General features: G+C 69.8%; 23 protein-coding genes and 1 tRNA gene. 17 read left to right on the top strand and 7 right to left on the bottom strand.

What is annotated here, in order from left to right; translation table 11 throughout:
- The first annotated feature begins 24 nt into the window (after positions 1-24).
- The 4 genes from ACFHPP_RS11345 (at position 25) to ACFHPP_RS11330 (ending at position 5,200) form a co-directional block, all read left to right on the top strand.
- Entirely contained in the window at positions 25-816 is a 792-nt protein-coding gene (locus tag ACFHPP_RS11345) for an SDR family oxidoreductase (protein WP_437163376.1), read from the top strand.
- 91 nt (positions 817-907) lie between these two features.
- A complete protein-coding gene (locus ACFHPP_RS11340; protein ID WP_437163375.1) occupies positions 908-2,173 on the top strand; it encodes a Zn-dependent hydrolase in 1,266 nt (421 codons plus the stop codon).
- A complete protein-coding gene (locus ACFHPP_RS11335) occupies positions 2,170-4,257 on the top strand; it encodes a hydantoinase/oxoprolinase family protein (RefSeq protein ID WP_437163374.1) in 2,088 nt (695 codons plus the stop codon). Before ACFHPP_RS11340 ends, ACFHPP_RS11335 begins: the two co-directional genes overlap by 4 nt.
- A 28-nt stretch (positions 4,258-4,285) precedes the next feature.
- Entirely contained in the window at positions 4,286-5,200 is a 915-nt protein-coding gene (locus tag ACFHPP_RS11330) for a hypothetical protein (protein WP_437163373.1), read from the top strand.
- A gap of 35 nt (positions 5,201-5,235) precedes the next feature.
- On the opposite strand, the gene ACFHPP_RS11325 is transcribed toward ACFHPP_RS11330, so the two are convergent.
- Positions 5,236-5,814, bottom strand: coding sequence for a deoxycytidylate deaminase (locus ACFHPP_RS11325; RefSeq protein WP_437163372.1), 579 nt, complete (start codon positions 5,812-5,814; stop codon positions 5,236-5,238).
- A 47-nt stretch (positions 5,815-5,861) separates the two neighbouring features.
- Between ACFHPP_RS11325 and ACFHPP_RS11320 the strand changes: the two genes are divergently transcribed.
- Positions 5,862-7,532, top strand: a complete 1,671-nt coding sequence (locus ACFHPP_RS11320) for a hydantoinase B/oxoprolinase family protein (protein WP_437163371.1) — start codon at positions 5,862-5,864, stop codon at positions 7,530-7,532.
- Positions 7,533-7,574: 42 nt separating this feature from the next.
- Entirely contained in the window at positions 7,575-8,579 is a 1,005-nt protein-coding gene (locus tag ACFHPP_RS11315; protein ID WP_437163370.1) for a serine hydrolase domain-containing protein, read from the top strand.
- Here the strand turns inward: ACFHPP_RS11315 and ACFHPP_RS11310 are convergent.
- Positions 8,576-8,764, bottom strand: coding sequence for a hypothetical protein (locus ACFHPP_RS11310; RefSeq protein WP_437163369.1), 189 nt, complete (start codon positions 8,762-8,764; stop codon positions 8,576-8,578). The two genes, ACFHPP_RS11315 and ACFHPP_RS11310, sit on opposite strands and share 4 nt — an antisense overlap.
- Positions 8,765-8,873: 109 nt before the next feature.
- Here ACFHPP_RS11310 and ACFHPP_RS11305 point away from each other — a divergent pair, with 109 nt between their 5' ends.
- The 4 genes from ACFHPP_RS11305 to ACFHPP_RS11290 are packed head-to-tail and all read left to right on the top strand — an operon-like array spanning position 8,874 to position 12,667.
- Positions 8,874-10,340, top strand: a complete 1,467-nt coding sequence (locus ACFHPP_RS11305; RefSeq protein WP_437163368.1) for an N-acyl-D-amino-acid deacylase family protein — start codon at positions 8,874-8,876, stop codon at positions 10,338-10,340.
- Positions 10,341-10,398: 58 nt separating this feature from the next.
- A complete protein-coding gene (locus ACFHPP_RS11300; RefSeq protein ID WP_437163367.1) occupies positions 10,399-10,806 on the top strand; it encodes a hypothetical protein in 408 nt (135 codons plus the stop codon).
- Between the two features lie 37 nt (positions 10,807-10,843).
- Positions 10,844-11,449 carry a LysE family translocator gene (locus ACFHPP_RS11295; protein ID WP_437163366.1) on the top strand — a complete coding sequence of 202 codons (606 nt, stop codon included), beginning with the start codon at positions 10,844-10,846 and terminating at the stop codon, positions 11,447-11,449.
- A gap of 54 nt (positions 11,450-11,503) precedes the next feature.
- Positions 11,504-12,667 carry an acyl-CoA dehydrogenase family protein gene (locus tag ACFHPP_RS11290; protein WP_437163365.1) on the top strand — a complete coding sequence of 388 codons (1,164 nt, stop codon included), beginning with the start codon at positions 11,504-11,506 and terminating at the stop codon, positions 12,665-12,667.
- On the opposite strand, the gene ACFHPP_RS11285 is transcribed toward ACFHPP_RS11290, so the two are convergent.
- Positions 12,661-13,050 carry a hypothetical protein gene (locus ACFHPP_RS11285; RefSeq protein ID WP_437163364.1) on the bottom strand — a complete coding sequence of 130 codons (390 nt, stop codon included), beginning with the start codon at positions 13,048-13,050 and terminating at the stop codon, positions 12,661-12,663. The genes ACFHPP_RS11290 and ACFHPP_RS11285 overlap by 7 nt on opposite strands.
- A gap of 75 nt (positions 13,051-13,125) precedes the next feature.
- Between ACFHPP_RS11285 and ACFHPP_RS11280 the strand changes: the two genes are divergently transcribed.
- Positions 13,126-14,268 carry a CaiB/BaiF CoA transferase family protein gene (locus ACFHPP_RS11280; protein ID WP_437163363.1) on the top strand — a complete coding sequence of 381 codons (1,143 nt, stop codon included), beginning with the start codon at positions 13,126-13,128 and terminating at the stop codon, positions 14,266-14,268.
- 253 nt (positions 14,269-14,521) lie between these two features.
- Here ACFHPP_RS11280 and ACFHPP_RS11275 read toward each other — a convergent pair whose 3' ends face one another.
- A complete protein-coding gene (locus ACFHPP_RS11275; protein WP_437163362.1) occupies positions 14,522-15,406 on the bottom strand; it encodes an N-formylglutamate amidohydrolase in 885 nt (294 codons plus the stop codon).
- 117 nt (positions 15,407-15,523) lie between these two features.
- Between ACFHPP_RS11275 and ACFHPP_RS11270 the strand changes: the two genes are divergently transcribed.
- From ACFHPP_RS11270 to ACFHPP_RS11250, 5 genes are all read left to right on the top strand, one after another.
- A tRNA-Val gene (locus ACFHPP_RS11270) sits at positions 15,524-15,598 on the top strand.
- 95 nt (positions 15,599-15,693) lie between these two features.
- Positions 15,694-16,695 (top strand): TRAP transporter substrate-binding protein DctP, encoded by a 1,002-nt coding sequence (dctP, locus tag ACFHPP_RS11265; protein WP_437163361.1) that lies wholly within the window; start codon positions 15,694-15,696, stop codon positions 16,693-16,695.
- 1 nt (position 16,696) lies between these two features.
- Complete coding sequence (locus ACFHPP_RS11260; RefSeq protein WP_437163360.1) at positions 16,697-17,239, top strand: TRAP transporter small permease; 543 nt, start codon at positions 16,697-16,699, stop codon at positions 17,237-17,239.
- 20 nt (positions 17,240-17,259) lie between these two features.
- Positions 17,260-18,540 carry a TRAP transporter large permease gene (locus tag ACFHPP_RS11255; protein WP_437163359.1) on the top strand — a complete coding sequence of 427 codons (1,281 nt, stop codon included), beginning with the start codon at positions 17,260-17,262 and terminating at the stop codon, positions 18,538-18,540.
- Between the two features lie 103 nt (positions 18,541-18,643).
- Positions 18,644-18,955 (top strand): hypothetical protein, encoded by a 312-nt coding sequence (locus ACFHPP_RS11250; RefSeq protein ID WP_437163358.1) that lies wholly within the window; start codon positions 18,644-18,646, stop codon positions 18,953-18,955.
- Positions 18,956-18,999: 44 nt separating this feature from the next.
- Here the strand turns inward: ACFHPP_RS11250 and ACFHPP_RS11245 are convergent, their stop codons facing one another.
- Positions 19,000-19,548 carry a carboxymuconolactone decarboxylase family protein gene (locus ACFHPP_RS11245; RefSeq protein ID WP_437163357.1) on the bottom strand — a complete coding sequence of 183 codons (549 nt, stop codon included), beginning with the start codon at positions 19,546-19,548 and terminating at the stop codon, positions 19,000-19,002.
- Positions 19,549-19,627: 79 nt separating this feature from the next.
- Complete coding sequence (locus ACFHPP_RS11240; protein ID WP_437163356.1) at positions 19,628-20,203, bottom strand: peroxiredoxin; 576 nt, start codon at positions 20,201-20,203, stop codon at positions 19,628-19,630.
- 116 nt (positions 20,204-20,319) lie between these two features.
- On the opposite strand from ACFHPP_RS11240, the gene ACFHPP_RS11235 reads away from it, so the two are divergent.
- Positions 20,320-21,234, top strand: coding sequence for a hydrogen peroxide-inducible genes activator (locus ACFHPP_RS11235; protein WP_437163439.1), 915 nt, complete (start codon positions 20,320-20,322; stop codon positions 21,232-21,234).
- 37 nt (positions 21,235-21,271) lie between these two features.
- Here ACFHPP_RS11235 and ACFHPP_RS11230 read toward each other — a convergent pair whose 3' ends face one another.
- The gene (locus tag ACFHPP_RS11230; RefSeq protein ID WP_437163355.1) at positions 21,272-22,384 is read right to left on the bottom strand and encodes an OmpA family protein; all 1,113 of its coding nucleotides are present in this window, start codon (positions 22,382-22,384) and stop codon (positions 21,272-21,274) included.
- Between the last annotated feature and the right edge of the window lie 30 nt (positions 22,385-22,414).

The raw sequence follows: 22,414 nt of genomic DNA, 5'->3' as shown, positions 1-22,414 counted from the left end.
CGGATTACCGCAAGGAATGAAAACATGGATCTGGGTCTCAAGGGCCGCCGCGCCCTGGTGATGGGCGCCTCCAAGGGCCTCGGCCGGTCGATCGCCGATGCGCTGGCAGCCGAGGGGGCGACGCTCGCCATCAGCGGCCGGGACCAGGCGAGCCTCGACAAGGCGGCGGCGGAACTGCGCGCGGCCGGCGCCGCCGCGGCCACCGGCCTGGTGGCCGATGTCGCGCAGGGCGAGCAGATGGACCGGCTGGCCGATGCGGCGGTGGCGGCGATGGGTGGCGTCGACATCCTGGTGCTGAACCATGGTGGCCCGCCGCCCTGCATCGCCTCCGAGATCACGGACGCCGCGCTGCATACCTGGTTCGAGCAGATCGTGGCCTCCCCCATCCGCATCGCCAACCGGCTGGTGCCGGCGATGCGCAAGCAGGGTTGGGGCCGCGTCATCGTGGTGGGCAGCACCGGCATGCAGCACCCGATCCCGAACCTGGCGCTGTCAAACACGCTGCGGGCCGCGATCTGGGGCTGGCTCAAGACCTATGCGGGGGAGGCGGCGAAGGACGGCGTGACGATGAACGTGCTGGCCCCCGGCAGCATCATGACCGACCGCATCGTGCAGAACGCGACCTCCCGCGCCGCCAAGGCCGGCACGACGCCGGAGGATGAGATGGCGCGCATGTCGGACGAGATTCCGGCCGGGCGCATCGGGACGCCGGATGAATACGGCCCGATGGGCGCCTTCCTGGCCAGCGACCGCGCCGCCTACATCACCGGCTCCATGATCCGCGTCGATGGCGGCCGCGTCCGCAGCATGCTCTGACAGCCTGACGTCAAAGCCCTCTCCCCCGCTTGGAGGGGAGGGTTGGGTGAGGGGGGCGAGCCGTCCCCGACCAGATGAGGAGACGGTGCCGATGCTGCCGAACCTGACGCCGGACGTGGCGCTTGCCGAGAAGCTGTTCGACGACCTGCGCGCGGCGAGCTTCGACGGCGTCGGTATCACCCGCGATGCCTATGGCGCGGGCGAGCGGCGCGCGCATGAGATCGTGCGCGCGGCGGCGGAGGGCATCGGGCTGGACTGCCAGGTGGACCCCATCGGCAACCTGCTGATGACCCTGCCGGGCAGCGACCGCGCCGCGAAGCGCGTGCTGCTGGGCAGCCATCTCGACAGCGTCGCGGAGGGTGGCAATTTCGATGGCGCCGCCGGCGTGCTGGTGGGCCTCGCCGCCGTGTCCGGCATGAAGCGCGCGGGCTTCGTCCCGGGGCGGGACGTGACGGTGGTGGCGGTGCGGGCGGAGGAGGCGGGAAGCTGGTTCCCCATCTCCTACCCCGGCTCACGCGGCGCGCTCGGACTGCTGAAGCCGGAAGAACTGCAGGTGAAGCGGCAGGACAATGGCCGTTCGCTGGCCGACCATATGCGGGAGGAGGGGTTCGACCCCGGCTTCGTCGAGCGTGGCGGGCGCACCTTCTCGCAGGACGACACGGCGGCGTTCCTGGAACTGCATATCGAGCAGGGGCCGGTGCTGGAAGGCCACGGCGTGCCGGTCGGCATCGTCACCGGCATACCCGGCAGCCGCCGCCTGCGCGCCGCGCGGGTTCTCGGCGAATACAACCATTCCGGCGCCACGCCGCGCAAATACCGGCGCGACGCGGCGATCGCGCTGGCGGAGTTGGCGCATCGCGTCGATGACCGCTGGGTGGAGCTGGAGGCGCGCGGCCATGTGCTGGTCGTCACCTTCTGCGTCATGGGCACCACGGAAGACGCCGGCTTCACCAAGATCGCCGGCGAGGCGCGGTTCCAGCTCGACGTCCGCAGCGTGAACCCGCGCAGCTGCGACCTGCTGATGGAAACGCTGTACGACGCGGTGCCGGAGATCGAGGCGCGCCGCGGCGTGCGCTTCGAATTGGGCGCCGAGACCACCAGCCGCGCCGCGCCGATGGATGCCGGCATCCAGGCGGGGCTGGCGGCGGCCGCGGACGCGCTCGGCATCCGGCACCTGTCGATGGCCAGCGGCGCGGGGCACGACGCGGCGGCCTTCGCCATGGCGGGCATCCCGGCCGGGATGATCTTCGTCCGCAACCAGAATGGCAGCCACAATCCCAAGGAAGCGATGCGGATGGAAGATTTCGGCGAGGCCTGTGCGGTGGTGACGCGTTGGGCGAGCGAGGCCTCGCAGTGAGCGCTCGTCTTGCAGTGGATATCGGCGGCACCTTCACCGACGTGGCCGTCGAGCGTGCCGGCGAGGATGGAGTCGAGCGCTGGACCGGCAAGGTCCTGACCACGCCGCATGCGCCGGAACTTGGCGTGCTCGAAGGTGTGCGCGTGGTGCTGGAACGCGCCGCGCTGACGCCCGCCGATATCGAGCTGGTCATCCACGGCACCACGCTCGCCACCAACGCGATCATCGAGCGCAAGGGCGCCCGCACCGCGCTGCTGACCACGGATGGCTTCCGGGACGTGCTCGCGCTCGGCAACGAGTCCCGCTACGACCAGTACGACCTGAACATCGACCTGGCGCAGCCGCTGATCCCGCGCCGCTGGCGCCTGACGGTGCCGGAGCGGCTGGACAATGAGGGCCAGGTGCTGCTGCCGCTCGACGAGGCGGCGGTGCGCGCGCAGGTCGAGACCCTGCGTGCCGAGGGCATCGAAAGCCTCGCCATCGGCTTCCTGCATGCCTTCGTGAACCCGGCGCATGAACGTCGTGCCGCCGCGATCGTGCATGAGATGTGGCCCGACCTTCCCATCTCGCTGTCGTCCGAGGTCTCGCCGGAGATGCGGGAGTGGGAGCGGTTTTCCACCACCGCCGCCAATGCCTATGTCCAGCCGCTGATGGCGAGCTACCTGCGGCGGCTGGAGGCCGGGCTGAAATCCGGCGGCTTCACCTGCCCGCTGTTCATGATGCTGTCGGGCGGCGGCCTCACCACGCTGGATACCGCGGCGCGCTTCCCGATCCGCCTGGTGGAATCCGGCCCGGCCGGTGGCGCGATCTTCTCGGCGCATGTCGCGAAGCAGCGCGGCTGGTCGAAGGTGCTGTCCTTCGACATGGGCGGCACCACGGCGAAGGTGTGCCTGATCGACGATTTCGCGCCACAGGCCAGCCGCACCTTCGAGGTGGCCCGCGTCGGCCGCTTCAAGAAGGGCTCGGGCCTGCCGCTGCGCATCCCGGTCATCGAGATGGTGGAGATCGGCGCCGGTGGCGGCTCCATCGCGCATCTCGACGCGCTGGGCCGCATCCAGGTCGGGCCGGAAAGCGCCGGTGCCGATCCGGGGCCGGCCTGCTACGGCCGCGGCGGCGACAAGCCGGCGGTGACGGATGCGAATTTGGCGCTCGGCCGCTACGAGCCGGATCTGTTCGCCGGCGGTGCGCTCAAGCTGCATGTGCAGCCGGCGCTCGATGCGCTCGATGCGCATGTCGGCCGCAAGCTGGGCCTGGCGCCGGAGATGGCCGGGCTCGGCGTGGTGGAGATGGTGGACGAGAACATGGCGAACGCCGCGCGCGTCCATGCCATCGAATCCGGCAAGGGCTATGGCGGCCGCGGCATCATCGCCTTCGGCGGCGGCGGGCCGGTGCATGGCTACCGCGTGGCCGAGAAGATCGGCGTGGATCGCGTGCTGGTGCCGAGCGGCGCCGGCGTCGGCTCCGCCATCGGCTTCCTCCGCGCCCCGGTGGGCTATGAGGTGGTGAAGTCGCTGTACCAGCGTTTCCGCAGCTTCGACGTGGCGGCGGTGAATGCGCTGCTGGCGGAGATGTCGGCGGAGGCATCCCGCGTGGTGGCGGAAGGCGCCTTCGGCGCGCCGACGCAGGAGCACCGGCTGGCCTTCATGCGCTACGTCGGCCAGGGCCACGAGATCAACGTGGCGCTGCCCGCGCGCGCGCTGACGCAGGCCGACATCCCCGAAATCCGCGCCGCCTACGACGCCGAATACACCCGCTTCTACGACCGCCCCGTGCCCGGCAGCGACGTGGAAATCCTGTCGTTTGCCGTCACCGTCGCGACCATCGCGGAGCCGGTGGAACCCGTGGCGCCGGTTGCCGACATGCCAGCCCCCGCGCCGATCCGCATGCAGCGCGTGCGCGACACGGCGACGGGGCAGGTGGCGGATTGGCAGGTCTATGACCGCGCCGAGATGCCCGCCGGGTCCACCGTGCCCGGCCCCTGCATCGTGGCGGAAGCCGAGACCAGCACGCTGGTCGGGCCGGGCTGGTCCTGCCGGGTGGATGGGCTGGGCTATCTGGAACTGACGCGGTCTCTAAATGCGTAGTGCACGAGCCAGGCTAATTCGGCTTACCTTGCACGATGGCGATCCCGATGGTCTGCGGAGTGCCGCTATTGCGGGTAGCACAACGGTCCTGACCAGTTGTCCGCTGAACCGAATCGACGCTTTGAAGGAGAGAGACGAAGCTAAGCGACCGGCGATCTATTTTCTCTCGGGCGAAGGCGAAGCAGGTGAGGTCATCTACATTGGCGAGTGTGACTCGCTCGCTGAGCGCTTTCGCGGCAAGCATCATGCTCTCGAGAAGGCTGATTGGCGCCAAATAACTGTTGCGTCGACAACTGATGAAACCTTCAATAAGGCACATGCCAGACGCGCGGAGCATTTGCTTGTCGAGGCGAGCCGTATTCTTCGCCGGGCGCTTGTTCTAACGGACCAAACTTCACTTGGAAAGTTGAGCGATGGTGATGCTGCCTTCGCTCAGGGCTTCGTCGATGACGTGGCGCTGCTTGCCGAAATCATCGGTGTTCGGGTCTTTCGCGCCCCTCCGAATCAAGCCCCAATGCAAAGGCTGGATCCTGCGAAAGCGCCCAGGCCCGCCCTCGCGACGCCACCTTCACTTGACATTGCAGTCGGCGACACATTTCGATTTGTAGGGGCGCGAGATATAAATGCTCAGATGCGCGCGGATGGCTCTGGATTTATAATTCTTGCAGGATCTGAGTTGCGAAAGTCAGCTCCTGGCGCAACCCCGCCTGGGATCATTGCTCTTCGAAATCGCGCTTTACAATCCGATTTACTTGAGTCGCACCCGGAGAAATCGGAATTGATGCGGTTCAAAACTGATTTTCCGGTAGGAAGCACCTCAGCTGCGGCGGGGGTACTGACGGGAACCAGCTTGCGAGGACCTCATGCTTGGCTTCATGAAGCACCAGGGCGCAGATACGATCAGTGGATTGAGGCACTTCAGAAGGTCGAGACGCCCCTTTGATTGGCAAATCCAAGAGCGGCCGCGCGGCGGCTGAGCTAAAGCTCCACCTCGTCACCCTCGACGAAGATGGTGCCGGATGGCGGCAGGGATCGCGTGGCGCTGTCGGCATCCAGCCCCAGCCGCGTCATCTCCGCCTCCGTCAGGCGGCGGAACTCGACACCGGCCTCCCGGAAGATCTCGATCGACAGCAGCCCGGCCTTGTCCCACTTCGACGCAGTGCCGCGCCGTGGTTCGGCGGCGATGACGCGCTTGACGCCGGCCTGGATCAGCAGCGTCGCGCACATGCTGCACACCGGCTTGCCGACCACATAGGCGTCGCAGTCCCGCGCCTCCTTCCCCGCGAAGATCAGGGCGTTCTGCTCGGCGTGGATGGTCATGGTCAGCTTGAGCTTCTGGTCCTCCAGCCGCCGCACGTCATCCTCGACGTTGGAGGGGAAGCCGTTGAAGCCGACGGCGATCAGCCGCCCGAGCTTCGGGTTGACGATGGCGGCGCCGACCTTGGCGCGCGGGTCCTTCGACCATTCGCCGACCAGCTTCGCCAGGTCGAGGTAGCGGGCATCCCACTTCTCCTGGTTTTTCCGCCGCACTGCCGCGCTGACTTTGGTCCGGGCCATTCCTACGCACCGCAAGCCTCTGAATATCAAGCCTAGATGGGGATCGCATGAGCACGCAAGCCGCCAGCGCGCTGGAGAAGATCCAGCAGCAGATCCAGTGGAACCGCCTGATCGCGGTGGTCGAGGAACAGGCGCAGATCATGATCCGCACCGCCTTCTCCACCACGGTGCGCGAAGCCGGCGACCTGTCCGCCGGCGTCTTCGACCTGCATGGCCGCATGCTGGCGCAGGCGGTGACGGGCACGCCGGGCCATGTGAACTCCATGATGGAATCCGTCGGCCACTTCCTGGCGAAATTCCCGGCCGGGACGATGAAGCCGGGCGACCACTACATCACCAACGACCCCTGGCTCGGCACCGGCCACCTGCACGACCTGACGGTGGTGACGCCGGCCTTCAGCGGCGGGCGCATCGTCGGCCTGTTCGCCAACACCGCGCATGTCATCGATGTCGGCGGCCTCGGCATGGGGCCGGAGGGGCGCAGCGTCTTCGAGGAGGGGCTCTATATCCCCATCGTGAAGTGCTTCGACCAGGGCAAGCCGAACGAGACCTTCTTCGACTTCCTGCGCATGGGATCGCGCACGCCGGTGGAGCTGGAGGGCGATGTCTATTCCCTGTGCGCCTGCAACGATGCCGGTGCCAAGCGCCTGGCGGAGATGCTCGCCGAATTCGGCATGGACAGCCTGGACCCGCTGGCGACCTACATCTTCGACAGCTCGCTGAAGGCAACGCTGGAGGAGATCGCGAAATTGCCGCAGGGCACCTACCGCAGCCAGATCACCTCCGATGGCTACGAGGCGCCGGTCACGCTGAAGGCCGCGATGACGGTGCAGGCGGACCGGATCGTGGTGGACTACGCCGGCACCTCGGGCCTGTCCGGGCGCGGCATCAACGTGCCGGCCGCCTATTGCCGCGCCTATGCCTGCTTCGGCATCAAATGCGTCGTGGCGCCGGAAATCCCGAACAACTGGGCCTCGCTGGCGCCCTTCCACATGGAGATCCCCGAGGGCTGCATCCTGAACGCGCCGCGGCCCTATCCGGTCTCGGTGCGGCATGTGGTCGGGCAGTTGCTGCCGGACCTGATGATGGGCTGCCTGCACCAGGCGGTGCCGGACCGGGTGAATGCGGAGGGTTCCTCCGCGCTGTGGAACCCGCCGCTGCGGGGCGGCGCGCAGGTCTCCGGCGCGGCGGCGGAGCTGCCGGATTTCGAAATCATCACCTTCAACTCCGGCGGCACCGGCGCGCGGCCGACCAAGGATGGGCTGGACGGCACCGCCTTCCCCTCCGGCGTCCGCACCATGCCGGTGGAGGCGACCGAGAATGTCGCGCCGGTGATCTTCTGGCAGAACCAGCTCCGCCCGGATTCGGCCGGCGCCGGCCGTACCCGCGGCGGCTTCGGCAAGGTTATGGAGATCGGCACGAAGGGCGAGGCGGAATTCGCCGTCAACGCCATCTTCGACCGCGTCGCCAACGCACCGAAGGGCCGCGACGGCGGCGGTGAGGGCGCGCCCGGCTGGGTCGGCCACACCGATGGCACCACCATCCGCACCAAGGGATTCCAGGTGATCCCGAAGGGCAAGCGCCTGCTGCTGAAGCTGCCCGGCGGCGGCGGCATGGGCGATGCGAAGGCGCGCGACCCGGCGCTGGTGGCGCGCGACGTGGCGGATGGGCTGGTCAGCCCGGAGCAGGCGAAGGCGCTGTACGGTATCGAGGTGTAACCGGCCGCTTGGGGACCGGCGCCGCTTCCCCATCCGCCGGGGATGACGTTCCGCATCACCCGCCGCCTGGCCCTGGCCGGCCTGACCCTGGCTGCCGTGCCGGCGCGCGCCGATACGGCCCTCCTGTCCCGCGCGCTCGACGGCATCGCCGACACGCCCGGCCTGCGCGCGCTGATCGTGGCGCAGAACGGGGCGCCGGTGGCGGAACGTGTGTTCCGCGGCGGCGGGCTGGACCGGCCGACCAACATCAAGTCGGCCTCCAAGACCCTCCTCGCCATGCTGGCCGGCATCGCCATCGAGCGGGGCGTGCTGACCGGGCTGGACCAGCGCGTCGCCCCCATCCTCGGCAACCGCATCCCGCGCGACGCGCCGCCGGAGGTTCGCGACATCACGCTGCGCCACCTGCTGTCGATGCGGGCGGGGCTCGAGCCGACCTCGGGGGCCAACTACGGCGCCTGGGTCGCCAGCCGGGACTGGCTGGCCTACGCCCTGTCGCGGCCGATGGTGGATGAGCCGGGCGGGCGGATGCTGTATTCCACCGGCACCTCCCACATCCTGGCCGCCGTCCTGGCCCGCGCCAGCCGCCGCAGCGTCCACGACCTGGCGCAAGCCTGGCTCGGCACGCCGCTCGGCTTCACCGTGCCGGGCTGGACGCGGGACCCGCAGGGGCTGCATTTCGGCGGCAACGAGATGGCATTGTCGCCCCGAGCGCTGCTCACCTTCGGCGAATGCTGCCGCAATGGCGGGGTGCATGAAGGCCGCCAGGTGATCCCGGCGGATTTCCTGCGGCAGGCCTGGCAGCCACAGGCGCGCTCGGCCTGTAGCGGGCAGATGTACGGCCTCGGCTGGTGGATCGCGGAGGCGCGCGGGCAACAGGTGCTCTACGCCTGGGGCTATGGCGGGCAGATGCTGTACCTGCTGCCGGGGCTGGGGCTGACGGTGGTGATGACCTCGGATGCCGACGTGCCGCGGGTGCGCGGCCAGGTGCAGACGCGCCACGCGCTGCTGACGGAGGCGATCCTTCCGGCCTTCACCGACGGCGCCTAATCGTCCGGCGCGCCCTTCGTCTGGTCCGTCACCCCCGGCGGGTCCGGGTACAGGTCGGACGGCACCTTGGCCTTCGGGTTCCGCGTGGTGCCGCCCTGCTGCACCTTCTCCGCGGTGTCCTTGCTGGTGGGGTCGGCGCTGTTCATCCGGTCGCCGGCGCCGGTGGGAAGTGGCGGCTTGGCCATGGGTTGCTCCTGTGCTGCCGGACAGCAACGTCCACGATCGGCCCTGGCTCCCTGGCGCGCCGCCCCCCTTCTTGGCATGATCGCCCGAAGCGATAGGGAACCCGGCCACATGGCGCTCCGCTGCGACCTCATCATCCGTGACGCCACCTTGTTCGACGGCACCGGGGCCCCGCGCCGCCTCGGCGATGTCGGGGTCAAGGGCGACCGCATCGCCGCCATCGGCGACCTCGGCGGCGCGACGGCGGATCGGGAGGTGATCGCCACCGGCCGCGCCGTGGCGCCCGGCTTCATCGATGCGCACACGCATGACGACCGTGCCGTGCTGTGTGGCCCCGCCTGCACCACCTGCAAGACCAGCCAGGGCGTCACCACCGTGGTGGTCGGCTGCTGCGGCGTCTCGCTTTCCCCGGCCCGCTTCAAGCGCATGCCGCCGCCGCCGCTCGACCTGATCGGCGCCGAGGGCTGGTGGCGCTTCGCCGATTTCGGCGACTACGCTCATGCGCTGGCGAAGCAGGGCAGCGAGGTGAACACCTATGCCCTCGCCGGGCACCAGACCATGCGGGTGGAGGCGATGGATGGCGATGTCTACCGCCCGGCCAAGGATGGCGAGATCCACCACATGCACCAGCGGCTGAAGCAGGCGCTGGCGGAGGGCGCCTCCGGCTTCTCCACCGGCCTGTACTATGGCCCCAACATGCATGCGACGACGGAGGAAGTCATCGCGGTGGCGGAGGCGCTGAAGACCACCGGCGGCCTCTATTCCACGCATATGCGCGACGAGGCCGACAAGGTGCTGGGCTCGATCGAGGAGACCATGAAGATCGGCAAGTGGGCCGGCGTCGCGGTGCAGATCAGCCACCACAAATGCTCGCTGCCGGAAAATTTCGGCCGTTCCACCCAGACCCTGCCGCTGATCGCGGAATATGCCCGGACGCAGGAAGTCGCCTACGACGTCTATCCCTATCCCGCCGGGTCCACCGTGCTGATGCCGGATCGCCTCCGCGACGACGTGAAGGTGATGATCACCTGGTCCGTGCCGCACCCCGAGATGGCCGGCCGCTACCTGCACGAGATCGCCCGCGGCTGGAACAGTGACATCAAGGCGGCGGCGGAACGCCTGACGCCCGCCGGCCAGATCAGCTTCCAGATGGATGAGGAAGACGTGCGCCGCATCATGGCGCATCCGCTGTCCATGATCGGCTCCGACGGCATCCCGCACGACGCCCACCCGCACCCGCGCCTGTGGGGCACCTTCCCGCGCGTCCTCGGCCATTACGCGCGCGGCCTCGGCCTGTTCAGCATGGAGACCGCGATCCACAAGATGACGGGCCGCTGCGCCGAGGCCTACGGCATCGTCGATCGCGGCGTGCTGGCCGAGGGCGCCTACGCCGATTTGGTGCTGTTCGACCCCGCCACCGTCATCGACGCCGCGACCTTCGAGACGCCGACCCTGCCGAGCCTCGGCATCGAGGAGGTCTGGGCCAATGGCGTGCCCACCTTCCGCGCCGGCTACGGCGACAAGGGCGGCGCCACCGGAGAACGCCCGGGCCGGCTGGTGACGCGCCATCGCGCCTGAACCCAAGCCTGGGTCCCCTGGGCCGCGCGCCTGGTACCAGGCGCCGCCGGCCAACGACGTGGCGCCACCCCGCGATCCGGTCACGCGCACCGCCCGCAACGCGATGATCGCGGGGCTGCTGATGCTCGGCGCGCTGGTGCTCGGCGCGCAGATGTTCAGCGGCGGCTGGGTCGTGCCCTTCGAGATGGCCAGCTACATCAAGGCCGGCCCGCGCGCCGGGGCCGAGCGGCTGGAGCGCGACCTGCTGGAGGCGCATGGCCCCGGCAGCAGCGTCGGCCCGCTCTACGCCCAGTTGCAGCGCATGGGCTTCGAATGCCGAGGCATCGCGGCGGCCGGGGAGATCGAGACCTGCCGCTTCCGCGCCCGCCGGGGCGATGACCAGGTGCTGACCGCGCTGGTCGAACTCGGCCATGATGGGCTGGTGGTGCGGGCCATCGCGGTGCGCATGGCTCTGTCGCGAAGCTGATCTTTCAACAGGTCAGGGTTGCTGTCACGATGCGGGCATGGACTGGTTTCCGCTCCTCGGGTTCGCCATCGCCTCCTCGGTCACGCCGGGGCCGAATGTGCTGATGGTGGCTGCCGCCGCCGCGAGCCACGGGCTGCGGCGGGTGATGCCGCACATGCTGGGCATCACCTTCGGCTTCGGCGGCATGATCCTGCTGGTCGGGCTGGGGCTGGCCGGGCCGCTGCTGGCCAGCCGGACGTTGCACGAGGTGCTGCGCTGGGCGGGTGCCGCCTGGCTGCTGGTGCTGGCCTGGAAGATCGCCACCGCACCGCCGCCCCAGCCCCGCGCGGTGGGGGAAGCAGCCGGTCCGGGCAAGCCGCCGCTGGGCTTTGTCGGCGGGGCGCTGTTCCAGTGGGTCAATCCGAAGGCCTGGATGATCGCCGCCGCCGTGGTGCCCGCCTTCACCCGGCCGGGCGAGCCGATGCTGCCGCAGATCCTCGCCATCTCCCTGGTCTTCCTGCTGATCACCCTGCCGTGCCTGCTGGTCTGGGCCGGCATCGGCGTCTCCGCCGGGCGGCTGCTGCACAGCCCAGGGCGGCTGCGCGCCTTCAACGTCACCATGGCGCTGCTGCTGGTGGCGAGCCTGGTGCCGATGCTCCGGTAGACTCGCGCGGCCCTGCGCCGTAATCCGGGCGGCAAGCCCGGGAGACGACACCAGATGGACATGCACCAGCCCGCCGCCGATCCGCATGCCGAGATCCGCGAGGAAGTCCGCAAGCTCTGCGCCCGTTTCCCCGGCGAATACTGGCGCGAGCTGGACAGCCGCCGCGGCTATCCCACCGAATTCGTGGATGCGCTGACCGAAAGCGGCTACCTGGCCGCGCTGATCCCCGAGGAATTCGGCGGCGCCGGCCTGCCGCTGTCCGGTGCGGCGGCCATCCTGGAGGAGATCCAGGCCAGCGGCTGCAACGGCGCCGCCTGCCACGCCCAGATGTACATCATGGGCACCATCCTGCGGCACGGCAGCGAGGCGCAGAAGGCGCAGTACCTGCCCGACATCGCGGCGGGCAAGCTGCGCCTGCAGGCCTTCGGCGTGACCGAGCCCACCAGCGGCACCGACACCACCGCGCTGCGCACCACCGCGCGCCGCGAGGGCGACAAGTACATCATCAACGGCCAGAAGATCTGGACCAGCCGCGCCGAGCACTCCGACCTGATGCTGTTGCTGGCCCGCACCACGCCGCGCGACCAGGTGGCGAAGAAGACCGAGGGGCTGTCGACCTTCATCGTCGACATGCGGACGGCGAAAGGCCTGACCATCCGCCCGATCCGCACCATGATGAACCACAATTCCTGCGAGGTGTTCTTCGACAACATGGAGGTTCCGGCGGAGAACCTGCTCGGGCAGGAAGGCCGCGGCTTCCGCTACATCCTGGACGGCATGAACGCCGAGCGCCTGCTGATCGCCGCCGAGTGCATCGGCGACGCCAAGTGGTTCACCGTGCGATCGGCCGCCTATGCCAAGGAGCGTGTGCTGTTCGGCCGCCCGATCGGCCAGAACCAGGGCGTGCAGTTCCCCATCGCCAAGGCCTACGCCCAGATGCGCGCCGCGGAAGCCATCGTGCAGAGGGGCCTGGCCAAATTCGAGCGCGGCGAGACCTGCGGCGAAGAGGCGAACATGGGCAAGATGCTGGCCGCCGAGGCCAGCTGGGCCGCCGGCGAGGCCTGCGTGAACACCCATGGCGGCTTCGGCTTTGCCGAGGAATACGACATCGAGCGGAAATTCCGCGAGACGCGGCTGTACCAGGTGGCGCCGATCAGCACGAACCTGATCCTGAGCTACATTGGGGAACACGTGCTGGGCATGCCGCGGAGCTATTGAGCCTCCAGCGCGCGGAGATGGCGGATGAGGTCAGGGCCACAGGACAGCTTCCGGGCGAGCGGGCTCTCGGGCGCGATCACCCGCCAGAAAGGGGTACGTTCCTCCGCCGGCTGCGCCAGCGCCCGTTCCGCCACGATGCGCAGGAAGATGCCGGTGGAGGCGGGGCAGGTGGCCTCCGCCCCATGTTCGCGCGCGAGTTCTGCACGCAGCGTCGCCGGGTCCAGTGTCTGGCCGCGTGGGATGGCGCGCAGCCTTGCGTCCAGAATGGCGGGAGAGGCGATGAACAGAAGCGCTCCCTGCTTCAGCCCGGCGAAGGGCTTCGCCAGCACCGTGACATGCGGCGGCCTGGCGCCGTGGAACTTCTCCTCCCAACTCTTCGGCATCCCGGGCTCCACGATGATGCTGGATGATGACGCGCAGATGAGGATCGCGGCCGGGCGGCCGCAAGGGAGGATGGCTTGACCGATCTTGCGACCATGGCGGCCAGGCCGCTGTCCGGCCTCCTCGTCGTCGCCATGGAGCAGGCCGTCGCGGCACCCACCTGCTCCGTGAAGCTCGCCGATGCCGGCGCCCGCGTCATCAAGATCGAACGTGCCGAAGGCGACTTCGCCCGTGGCTACGACACCGCCGCAGCCGGTCAGTCCAGCTATTTCGTCTGGCTGAACCGCGGCAAGGAGTCCCTGGTCCTCGACATCAAGGACCCGGCCGACAAGGCGCTGCTCGGGCGCATCCTGGCGAAGGCGGATGTGTTCATCCAGAACCTCGCCCCCGGCGCCATGGCCCGCGCCGGCTTCGACAGCGCGGAGTTGCGCGCGAAGCACCCGCGCCTGATCACCGTGGACATCTCCGGCTATGGCGAGGAGGGCGACTACGCCGCGATGAAGGCCTACGACCTGCTGGTGCAGGCCGAATCCGGACTCGCCGCCATCACCGGCCATCCGGCCGGGCCGGGGCGCGTCGGCGTCTCGGTGGTGGATATCGCCTGCGGCATGAACGCCCATGCGGCGGTGCTGGAGGCGCTGATCGCCCGCGGCATCACCGGGCAGGGCACCGGCATCGCGGTCTCGCTGTTCGACGGCATGGCGGATTGGATGAACGTGCCGCTGCTGTACTACGAGGGCACCGGCCGCGCGCCGGCCCGCGTCGGCCTCGCGCATCCCTCCATCTGCCCCTACGGCGCCTTCGCCACGTCGGATGGCGCGCTGGTGCTGATCTCGATCCAGAACGAACGGGAATGGGCTGCCTTCTGTGGCGGCTTCCTGGCGGAGCCCGGCCTGCCCGCGCAGCCAGGCTGGCGCAGCAACAACGAGCGGGTCGCCAACCGCCCGGCGGTGGATGCGCATATCGGCACCGTCTTCGCCGGCCTGACGCGCGATGCCGCCGCGGCGCGGCTGAACGCGGCGGGCATCGCCTATGGCTTCGTCAACGGGGTCGCCGAACTCGCCGCCCATCCGGCGTTGCGGCGCCTGCGGGTCGAGACGCCGGGCGGGCCGGTGCAGGTGGCGGCACCGGCGGCTCGGCTGGCGGGCGAGGCGCGGCAGTACGGGAGGGTGCCGGCGCTTGGCGAGCACGGCGCGGCGATCCGGGCGGAGTTTGGCTGACACGCTGATGCCCGGCGGAAAGGCGCTGCCTGTCGCCGCGGCATGCATTCGGTGCGTGGGTGCAATGCAGCAAGATTTTCATGCTGCACCGCAAAAAGACCCTTGTGAGGCCCGGCTCTCCGCTATAGATTGTGCATCGCAGCAACACGGCGTTGCCGGGTTGTCTGTCTTTCTTGGACGTTTCCTCCCTAAACTCGGCGGTCCCGCAAGGGACCGCCCTTTTTTTGTCCGGTGTACGTCCGCCAGGGTCTGGTCAGCGCAGGACGGACCAGTCCGCCTTGGCGAGCGTTGCGACGAGCCGCGTCAGGTCGCGGGTCAGCGCCTGCATCCCGGGCGCCCGTTCCACCCGCGCCTCGTTCATGTACAGGCTGCGCGCGATCTCGATCTGCAGCGCATGCACACCCTCCCGCGGCCGGCCGTAATGGCGGGTGACGTAGCCGCCGGCATAGGGATCGTTGCGGCGCACCCGGTAGCCGAGGCCGCCCAGCGTTTCCTCCACCAGCCGCGTCGCGCGCGGCGCGCAGGCGGTGCCATGCGCGTCGCCGAGGACGAAATCCGCCGGGCTGACACCATGCGCCGGATGCGCCGGCATGGAATGGCAATCGATCAGCAGGCAGTAGCCGAAGCTGGCACGGGTTTCCGCGATCAGGGCCGCCAGGGCCGCGTGGTAGGGCTGCCAGAACTGGCGGATGCGCGCCTCCGCATCGGCGAAGGCCAGCTTGTTGCGGTACACCGGCTCGCCGGAGGCGACGATGCGGGCGATGGTGCCGAGCCCGGCGCCGACGCGCGGGCTGGCGCTGTTCACCCAGGCGGGCAGCGGGCCGTCGAACATCCCGGGGTCGAGTTCCCAGGGCTCCCGGTTCACGTCGCAGAACACCCGCGGGAAGGTGGCCGTCAGCAGCGGCGCGCCGAAGCCGGGGGCGGCGGCGAACAACTCGTCCACGAAGCTGTCCTCGCTGCGGCGCAGCGCCGTGGGGTCCAGGCGGGAATCGGCCAGGAAACCTGCGGTGTAGTGCGCGCCGCTGTGCGGGGAGGCGAAGACCAGGGGCACGGTCTGGCGCTCCGGCCGCGCCACGTGCAGCGGCGGCAGGTCGGGGACCAGGCTGGTGGTCAGGGCGGCGGGCAGAGGCAGGTCCATCGGTGCTTCGATCAAGCCACAGCGAGGGGCCGCTTGTCATCCCCTGCCGTCGGATCGGCCGGCCGCCCTGGGCTTGCGTTGCCCTCCGGCCTTGGCTATCTCAGCGCTTCGCTGGATGGGCGCGTAGCTCAGCGGGAGAGCATCGCCTTGACACGGCGGGGGTCACAGGTTCAATCCCTGTCGCGCCCACCATCCAGCGCTTCTCCTTTCTTCGGGTTCTCACGCGGCGTTGACCGCGGGCGCGGGCTGACGCACATCTGCGCCATCATCCCGGGAGGAACGAAATCATGCGCCGCCGCACCCTTATCGCCGCCGCCCTGGCCACGCCCGCGCTGCCGCGCCTCGGCCAGGCGCAAGCCGCCGTCACGATGCGGCTGTCGCACCAGTTTCCCCCCTCCCACCACAATGCCCGCGTCGTCGCCGCCTTCGCCGAGGATGTGAAGGCGCGCAGCCAGGGCCAGGTGGAGGTGCAGGTCTTCCCGGCGGAACAGCTTGCCAAGGCCGGCGAGAACTTCCCCGGCGTGGCGCGCGGCGCCTTCGAGGCGGCGGCGGCGGTGAACTTCCAGTGGGGCACGACCATCCCCGAGATGAACGCGCCGACCATCCCCTACCTGTTCACGGATTTCGCGCGGATCAGCCGCTTTCCGGGCAGCGAGGCGGCGAAGCACCTGGAAGGGCTGCTGGAACGCCGCGCCGTGAAGAACCTGATGTGGCTCTACACCACCCGCCAATCCATCTTCACCAGCAACCGCAAGCCGATCGTCAACCTGGCCGACTTCCAGGGCATGAAGATCCGCGGCCTGAATGCGCTGACCGACCACGCCTTGTCCGCCGTCGGCGCCGCGCCCTCCGCCATGCCGGGGCCGGAAGTGTCGCAGGCGCTGCAATCCGGCGTGCTGGATGCGGGGCTGACGGACATCTCCGCCGCCGTGTCGCGCCGCTACTACGAGATCCAGAAGTTCGGCACCGTCGCGCCGTATTTCTCCGTCATCAGCCATGTCTATGTGAACCCGCGCTGGTTCAACGGCCTGGCCCCCGCGCACCGCACCGCGATCGAGGCCGCCGCCCGCAAGGCGGAGCAGGACCAGATGCAGATCACGGAAGACACCGCCAAGGCGGCGCTGGGCACGCTGCGCGAGCGCGGCATGACCATCCACGAGCAGACCGCGGCCGAGGCGGCGACGTGGCAGGCGGCGATGCAGCCGCCGGTGATCGCGGCCTTCCTGCGCCTGGCGCCCGAGGGCGGCCCGCGCGCCATCGAGCTGCTGCGCAACATCCCGACCGCCTGAGATGCGTGGGCTGGAGCGCGCCGTCGGAGTGGTGGCGCGCTTCGCCGGTGGGCTGGGCGCGGTGCTGACGCTGCTTTGCGTGGCCCTGGTCGGCTATGCCGTCGGCATGCGCTACCTGCTGGGCCAGCCGGAGCCCTGGACCGACAAGGTCGCCGGCTGGCTGGTGGTGGGCGTGGTGATGCTGGCGGCGCCGGAGGCGCAGCGCCGCTTCGAGCACATCGGCGTCGACATCGCGCGCGACCGGCTCGGCCCGCGCCCGGTGCGGGTCGTGCACCTGATCGGCACGCTGTCAGTCGCGGTGGTTGCGGCCGTGCTGCTGGATGCCGGGATCGAGACGGTGCAGTTCAGCCGCATGGTCGGCATGATGACCGACCTGGAGGGTGTGCCCGCCTGGTGGGTGCAGGCGCTGCTGCCGGTGGGCGCCGCACTGCTGCTGCTGGTGGCCTCCGCACAGACGCTGCTGCTGCTGCTGGGGCGCGAGCCCGAATACCTGCCGGACAGTTCGGAGACGGTCCCGCGCGACCCGCTCGCCCGAGCGGAATGACCTGAAGGAGTGACGCGCGCGTGACCTTCTTCCTGCTGCTGGGCGCGCTGATCGTCCTGCTGTGGCTCGGCATGCCGATGTTCGCGGCGCTGTTCCTGCTGCCGCTCGGCGTGCTGTTCTGGGTCGAGGGCGCGGTGCCGGCGCTCGGCGAGATGGTCATCGGCAAGCTCGATGGCTACCTGCTGGTGGCGATCCCGCTGTTCATGCTGATGGCGCACATCATGGTGCGCGGCCGCGTGGTGGACGACCTGTACAACGCCGCCTTCGCCCTGCTGCGCGGCGTGCGCGGCGGCGTCGGCATCGCGACCGTCCTGGCCTGCACCGTCTTCGCCGCGATCAGCGGCAGTTCGGTCGCGACCGCGCTGACCATCGGCAAGATCGCCATCCCGCAGATGCTGCGCTACGGCATGTCCCGCCAGGGCGCTTTCGGCGTGGTGGCCGGCGGCGGCACGCTCGGCATCCTGATCCCGCCCTCGGCGCCCATGGTCCTGTACGCCTATGTGACCGAAACCTCGGTCGCCGCGCTGTTCCTGGCCGGGCTGGTGCCGGGCCTGCTGATGGCGCTGATGTTCGCCGCCTACTGCTTCGTCACCGAGGGCAAGGCCAAGGTCCCGGCGGATGAGCCGGTGCCCGACAGCGTGCAGGTGGCCCTGATGCGCGCCGGCTGGTCGCTCTCGCTGCCCATCTTCGTGCTCGGCGGCATCTATCTTGGCGTCTTCACGGCGACGGAGGCGGCGGGCACCGGCACGATCTACGCCCTGCTGATCGCCGCCCTGATCTACCGCACGCTGACCTGGCGCGACATGCTGCAGGGTGTGCAGGAGGCGACGCGGACGTCGGCCATGCTGCTGATGATCATCGCGGGTGCCGCCATCTACGGCTACATGCTGACCAAGCTGCAGGTGCCGCAGGAGTTGACGCAACTGGTCGCCGATTTCGGCCTGTCGCGCACCGAATTCCTGATCGCCATGATGGTGCTGCTGTTCCTGCTCGGCCTGGTGCTGGAGAGCTTTTCCATCATCCTGCTGACCATGCCGGCCATCCTGCCGCTGCTCGGCGTGCTGGACATCGACAAGGTCTGGTACGGCATCCTGCTGACGCTGAGCCTGGAGATGGCGCTGATCTCGCCGCCGGTGGCGCTGAACCTGGTGGTCATCAAGGCCATCACCGGGGCGCCGCTGGCGGAGGTGAACCGCAGCATCCTGCCCTACATGCTGATGCTGGCCTTCGGCACCGCGATGCTGATCGCCTTCCCGGAGATCGCGCTGTGGCTGCCGCGCGTCGCGGGGTATGGCGGGTAGATCGCCCCTGGCCACGGGCAAGCTCCGGGGTCGTTCAGCCGCCGATCGAACCCGAGCGGTCCTGCCTGGTTGTGGTTCACACCACGACCACAGGGGACCCACCATGAAGCTTCGAATCCTGACGCCCGTCCTGGCCTCTGCCTTCGCGCTCGGCCTCGCGGCCTGCGACGCCACGCCGAATTCCGGCGCGACGCCTGGCGTCCCGTCCGCCGGGCGGCTTGCGCCCGGTGCATCCCAGAGCGGTTCGGATCAGCGCGGCGGCACTTCGGGAGTTGCGGGCGGCGGTTCGACCAGCACCGGAAGCCCGTCCGGCGAGGGGGCCGGGGCCGGGGCCTCGGCGGGCGCCAGCTCGGGTGGCAGCGCGAGTGGCTCGGGCGGCGCCGGCGGCGCCGGCGCGACCGGCGGCACGCAGTAATCCATCAGGCCGGTGCCGCCCGTCGGGCGGCACCGGCGGCCTGGTCAGGCCGCCTGCTGCAGGCCGGACGCCAGTGCGTCCTCGCCATCGAGCACGGCGGCGGTCGCGTGCACCACGGCGGCGATGCGCACCGCGGCCTGCACCTGTTCCTTGCTCAGCCCGCCATGCAGCACGATCTTCTCGTGGCTTTCCATGCACATGCCGCAGCCGTTGATGGCGGAGACCGCAAGCGACCACAGCTCGAAATCCGCCTTGTCGACGCCCGGCTTGGCCATGACGTTCATGCGCAGCTTGGCCGGCATGTTGGCGTAGTCGCCACCCACCAGATGCGTGAAGCGGTAGTAGACGTTGTTCATGCCCATGATGGCGGCGGCGGCCTTGGCGGCGGCCAGTGCCTCCGGCGACAACTGCGCGCCGAATTCGGCGACCAGGGCGGCGGTCAGTTCCGCGTTGCGGCTGGCGAGGGCGGAGGCGACGAAGGTGCCGGCGCGCTGCTGCTGGTTCAGCACCGGCTCGGTGGCCAGCGAGCCCAGGTTGAGCTTCAGGTCCTTGGCATAGTCGGGCAGCCGCCCGCGAATGGCTTCGAGAGACATGGGGATGACCTCATCAGGACAGGCAGAGCCCTCTCCCCCGAGGGGGGAGAGGGTTGGGTGAGGGGACCGCGCCGTTGGATCAGGCGGCCTGCTCGAACAGCTCCTGCGGCTTCAGGACATCCTTGCCCTTCTCCCAGTTGCAGGGGCACAGCTCATCCGTCTGCAACGCGTCCAGCACGCGCAGCACTTCCTGCGGGTTGCGGCCGACATTCAGGCCGTTCACGGCGGCCCACTGGATCGTGCCCTCCGGGTCGACGATGAAGGTCGCGCGCAGCGGCACGCCCTCGGCCTTGTCGAGGATGCCGAGGGCTGCGGACAGCTCCCGCTTGGTGTCGGCCAGCATCGGGATCTCGAGGTTGCGGATGTCCTCGTTGTAGACGCGCCAGTTCAGGTGCACGAACTCGCTGTCGGTGGAGGCGCCGTACAGCACGGTGTCGCGGTCCGCGAACTCGCCGTTCAGCTTGCCGAAGGCGGCGATCTCGGTCGGGCAGATGAAGGTGAAGTCCTTCGGCCAGAAGAACACGACCTTCCACTTGCCGGCATCGGTCGACTCGGAGATCTCGGTGAAGGACTTGCCCGGGCCGAGCAGGCCTTCCTTGCCGCCCTTGACGGCGGTGAGCTTGAAGGTGGGGAACTTGTCGCCGACGGTCAGCATGGAAATCTCCTGGGGAGGGAGGGCTTTGCGCAACCTGCGCTGCGATGCACCATTTATGGCGCAGTGCAGCAAAGCGTGCCAATGAATAGTTTTCGGCCGTTTGATTGGTTCTGTCGATCATGCTCCTCCCCAGCCCGCAGCAGCTCCGCTATCTGGTGGCCCTGGCGGATCACGGCCATTTCGGCCGGGCCGCTTCCGCCTGCGCAGTCACGCAATCCACCCTCTCAGCCGGGCTGATCGCGCTGGAGCGCCAACTGGCGGCGGCGCTGCTGGAGCGTGGCGGCGCGGTGAAGCGCCCGGTCTTCACGCCACTCGGCCTCGAACTCGTGGCGCGCGCCCGCACGGCGCTGGCGGCGCTGGAGGCGGTGGCCGAGACCGCGGCGACGGCGCGGGACCCGCTGTCCGGCCCGCTGCGCCTCGGCGTGATCCCGACCATCGGCCCCTTCCTGCTGCCGCGCCTGATGCCGGCGCTGCGCGCCGCCTACCCCCGGCTGCGGCTGTGGCTGCGGGAGGATCTGACGGACCGGCTGGTTGCGGGGCTGGAGGCCGGGAAGCTGGACCTGCTGATCCTGGCGCTGCCGGCGGCGGGCGCCATCGAGACCCTGCCGCTGGCGGCCGATTCGTTCCGCCTCGCCCTGCCGCGCGGCCACCATCTGGCGGCGCGCGACACGGTGCCGGTCTCGGCCCTGTCCGGCGAGCGGATGCTGTTGCTGGAGGACGGCCACTGCCTGCGCGGCCATGCCGAGGCCGCCTGCGGCCTGCCGCGCGGGCTGTCCGACGCCAGCGAGGATGGCTTCGCCGCCACCAGCCTGCACACGCTGGTGCAGATGGTTGCCGGCGGCCTCGGCATCACGCTGCTGCCGCAGTTGGCCATCGATGCCGGCGTGCTGGGCGATGCGCCGGTGGAGCTGCGCCGGCTGGAGGGTTCCTCGGCGCCGGCCCGCATGCTGGCGCTCGCCTGGCGGCCGCGCAGCCCGCGCGCCGCGGAATTCGCCGGGCTGGCGCCCGCGGTGGCCGCGGCGCTGGCCTGAACCGGCCGCGCCTTCTACCGCACCCGCTTTCCGCGTCCTATCGGACGACGATCTCCACCCGGCGATTCCGCGGCTCCCGCACCCCGTCCCGCGTCGCCACCGCAAGCTGCGTCTCGCCGAAGGCCGACACGCCGATATCCTCGCCCCGGATGCCCTGGCGACGGAGTTCGGAGGCCACGGCCTCCGCGCGCCGCATCGAAAGGCGCTGGTTGGCGGCGGCCGGGCCCACCGTATCGGTGTGGCCGCTGACCTCGATGCGCGCCGGGCCGCTGCGGGCAGCCTGCGCCGCCTCCGCCACGATCTCCCGCGCCCGCGCCGTGAGGGAGGCGCTGTTGAGCCCGAAATACACGATGTAGCTGCGCGCCACGGCGGGCGCCGCGGCGACCGGCGGCGGGGCCATGGGCGGGGCGGCGAGCGAGGGTGCGACGGGCAAGGGCTCCGGCGTGCCGCCCAGCGCATAGCGAACGCCGAACAGCACGGCGTGGTGGTAGGGGTTGATCTCCGCCCGGCCGGTCTGGTTGCGGCCGTTCCGGGCAAACAGTGTGGCGCTGTATTCCGGGTCAACGGTGCCCATGAAGCGGTATTCCGCTGTCGCGGACAGGCCCGGTATCGCGCCGATCGGGAAGGCGGCGCCGGCGATGGCCTGGTAGGCGAGCGACCCGTCCGTGCCATCCACCGCCAGGCGCTGGCGGTTGCCGTTCACGCGAAGGTCCTCCACCTCCGACCACACATAGCCGAGGCCGACGCCGAGATAGGGCTGGATCCAGTCGACGCCGACCGGGATGTCCACATAGGCGTTGGCCATGACGCCCCAGTTCCAGATCTGCCCCTGGCTCTGCGTCACCGGGGACAGGCTGGCGGGGCCGCTGGCGCTCTCCACCGCACTGGCGCGGAGGCTGCCTTCGAGCTCGACGCGGATGCCGTTGCCGAAGCCGTAGCCCACCGCCAGCACGCCCATCGCCTGCGGTTCGAAGCGGATGCTGGGCTGGCCGTTCAGCGCCCTGGCGACATTGCCGCTGGTCTCGACGTCGGTCTGCTGCGACTGGTTCACGCCGATGCCGGCGGAGACATAGAAGCCGGCGGGCACCTGCGCCTGCGCCGTGCCGGCCAGGAGGGTGCAGGCCAGCAGCAAAGCCTTCGCTGTCCGCATGCGCCCGACCCCCTTCCGATTCCGGAACGT

Source organism: Falsiroseomonas sp. E2-1-a20 (assembly GCF_051433195.1).
GTDB lineage: Bacteria > Pseudomonadota > Alphaproteobacteria > Acetobacterales > Acetobacteraceae > Falsiroseomonas.
The sequence above is the reverse complement of the archived record's forward strand: the minus strand, read 5'-3'. Positions and strand labels throughout refer to the sequence as shown.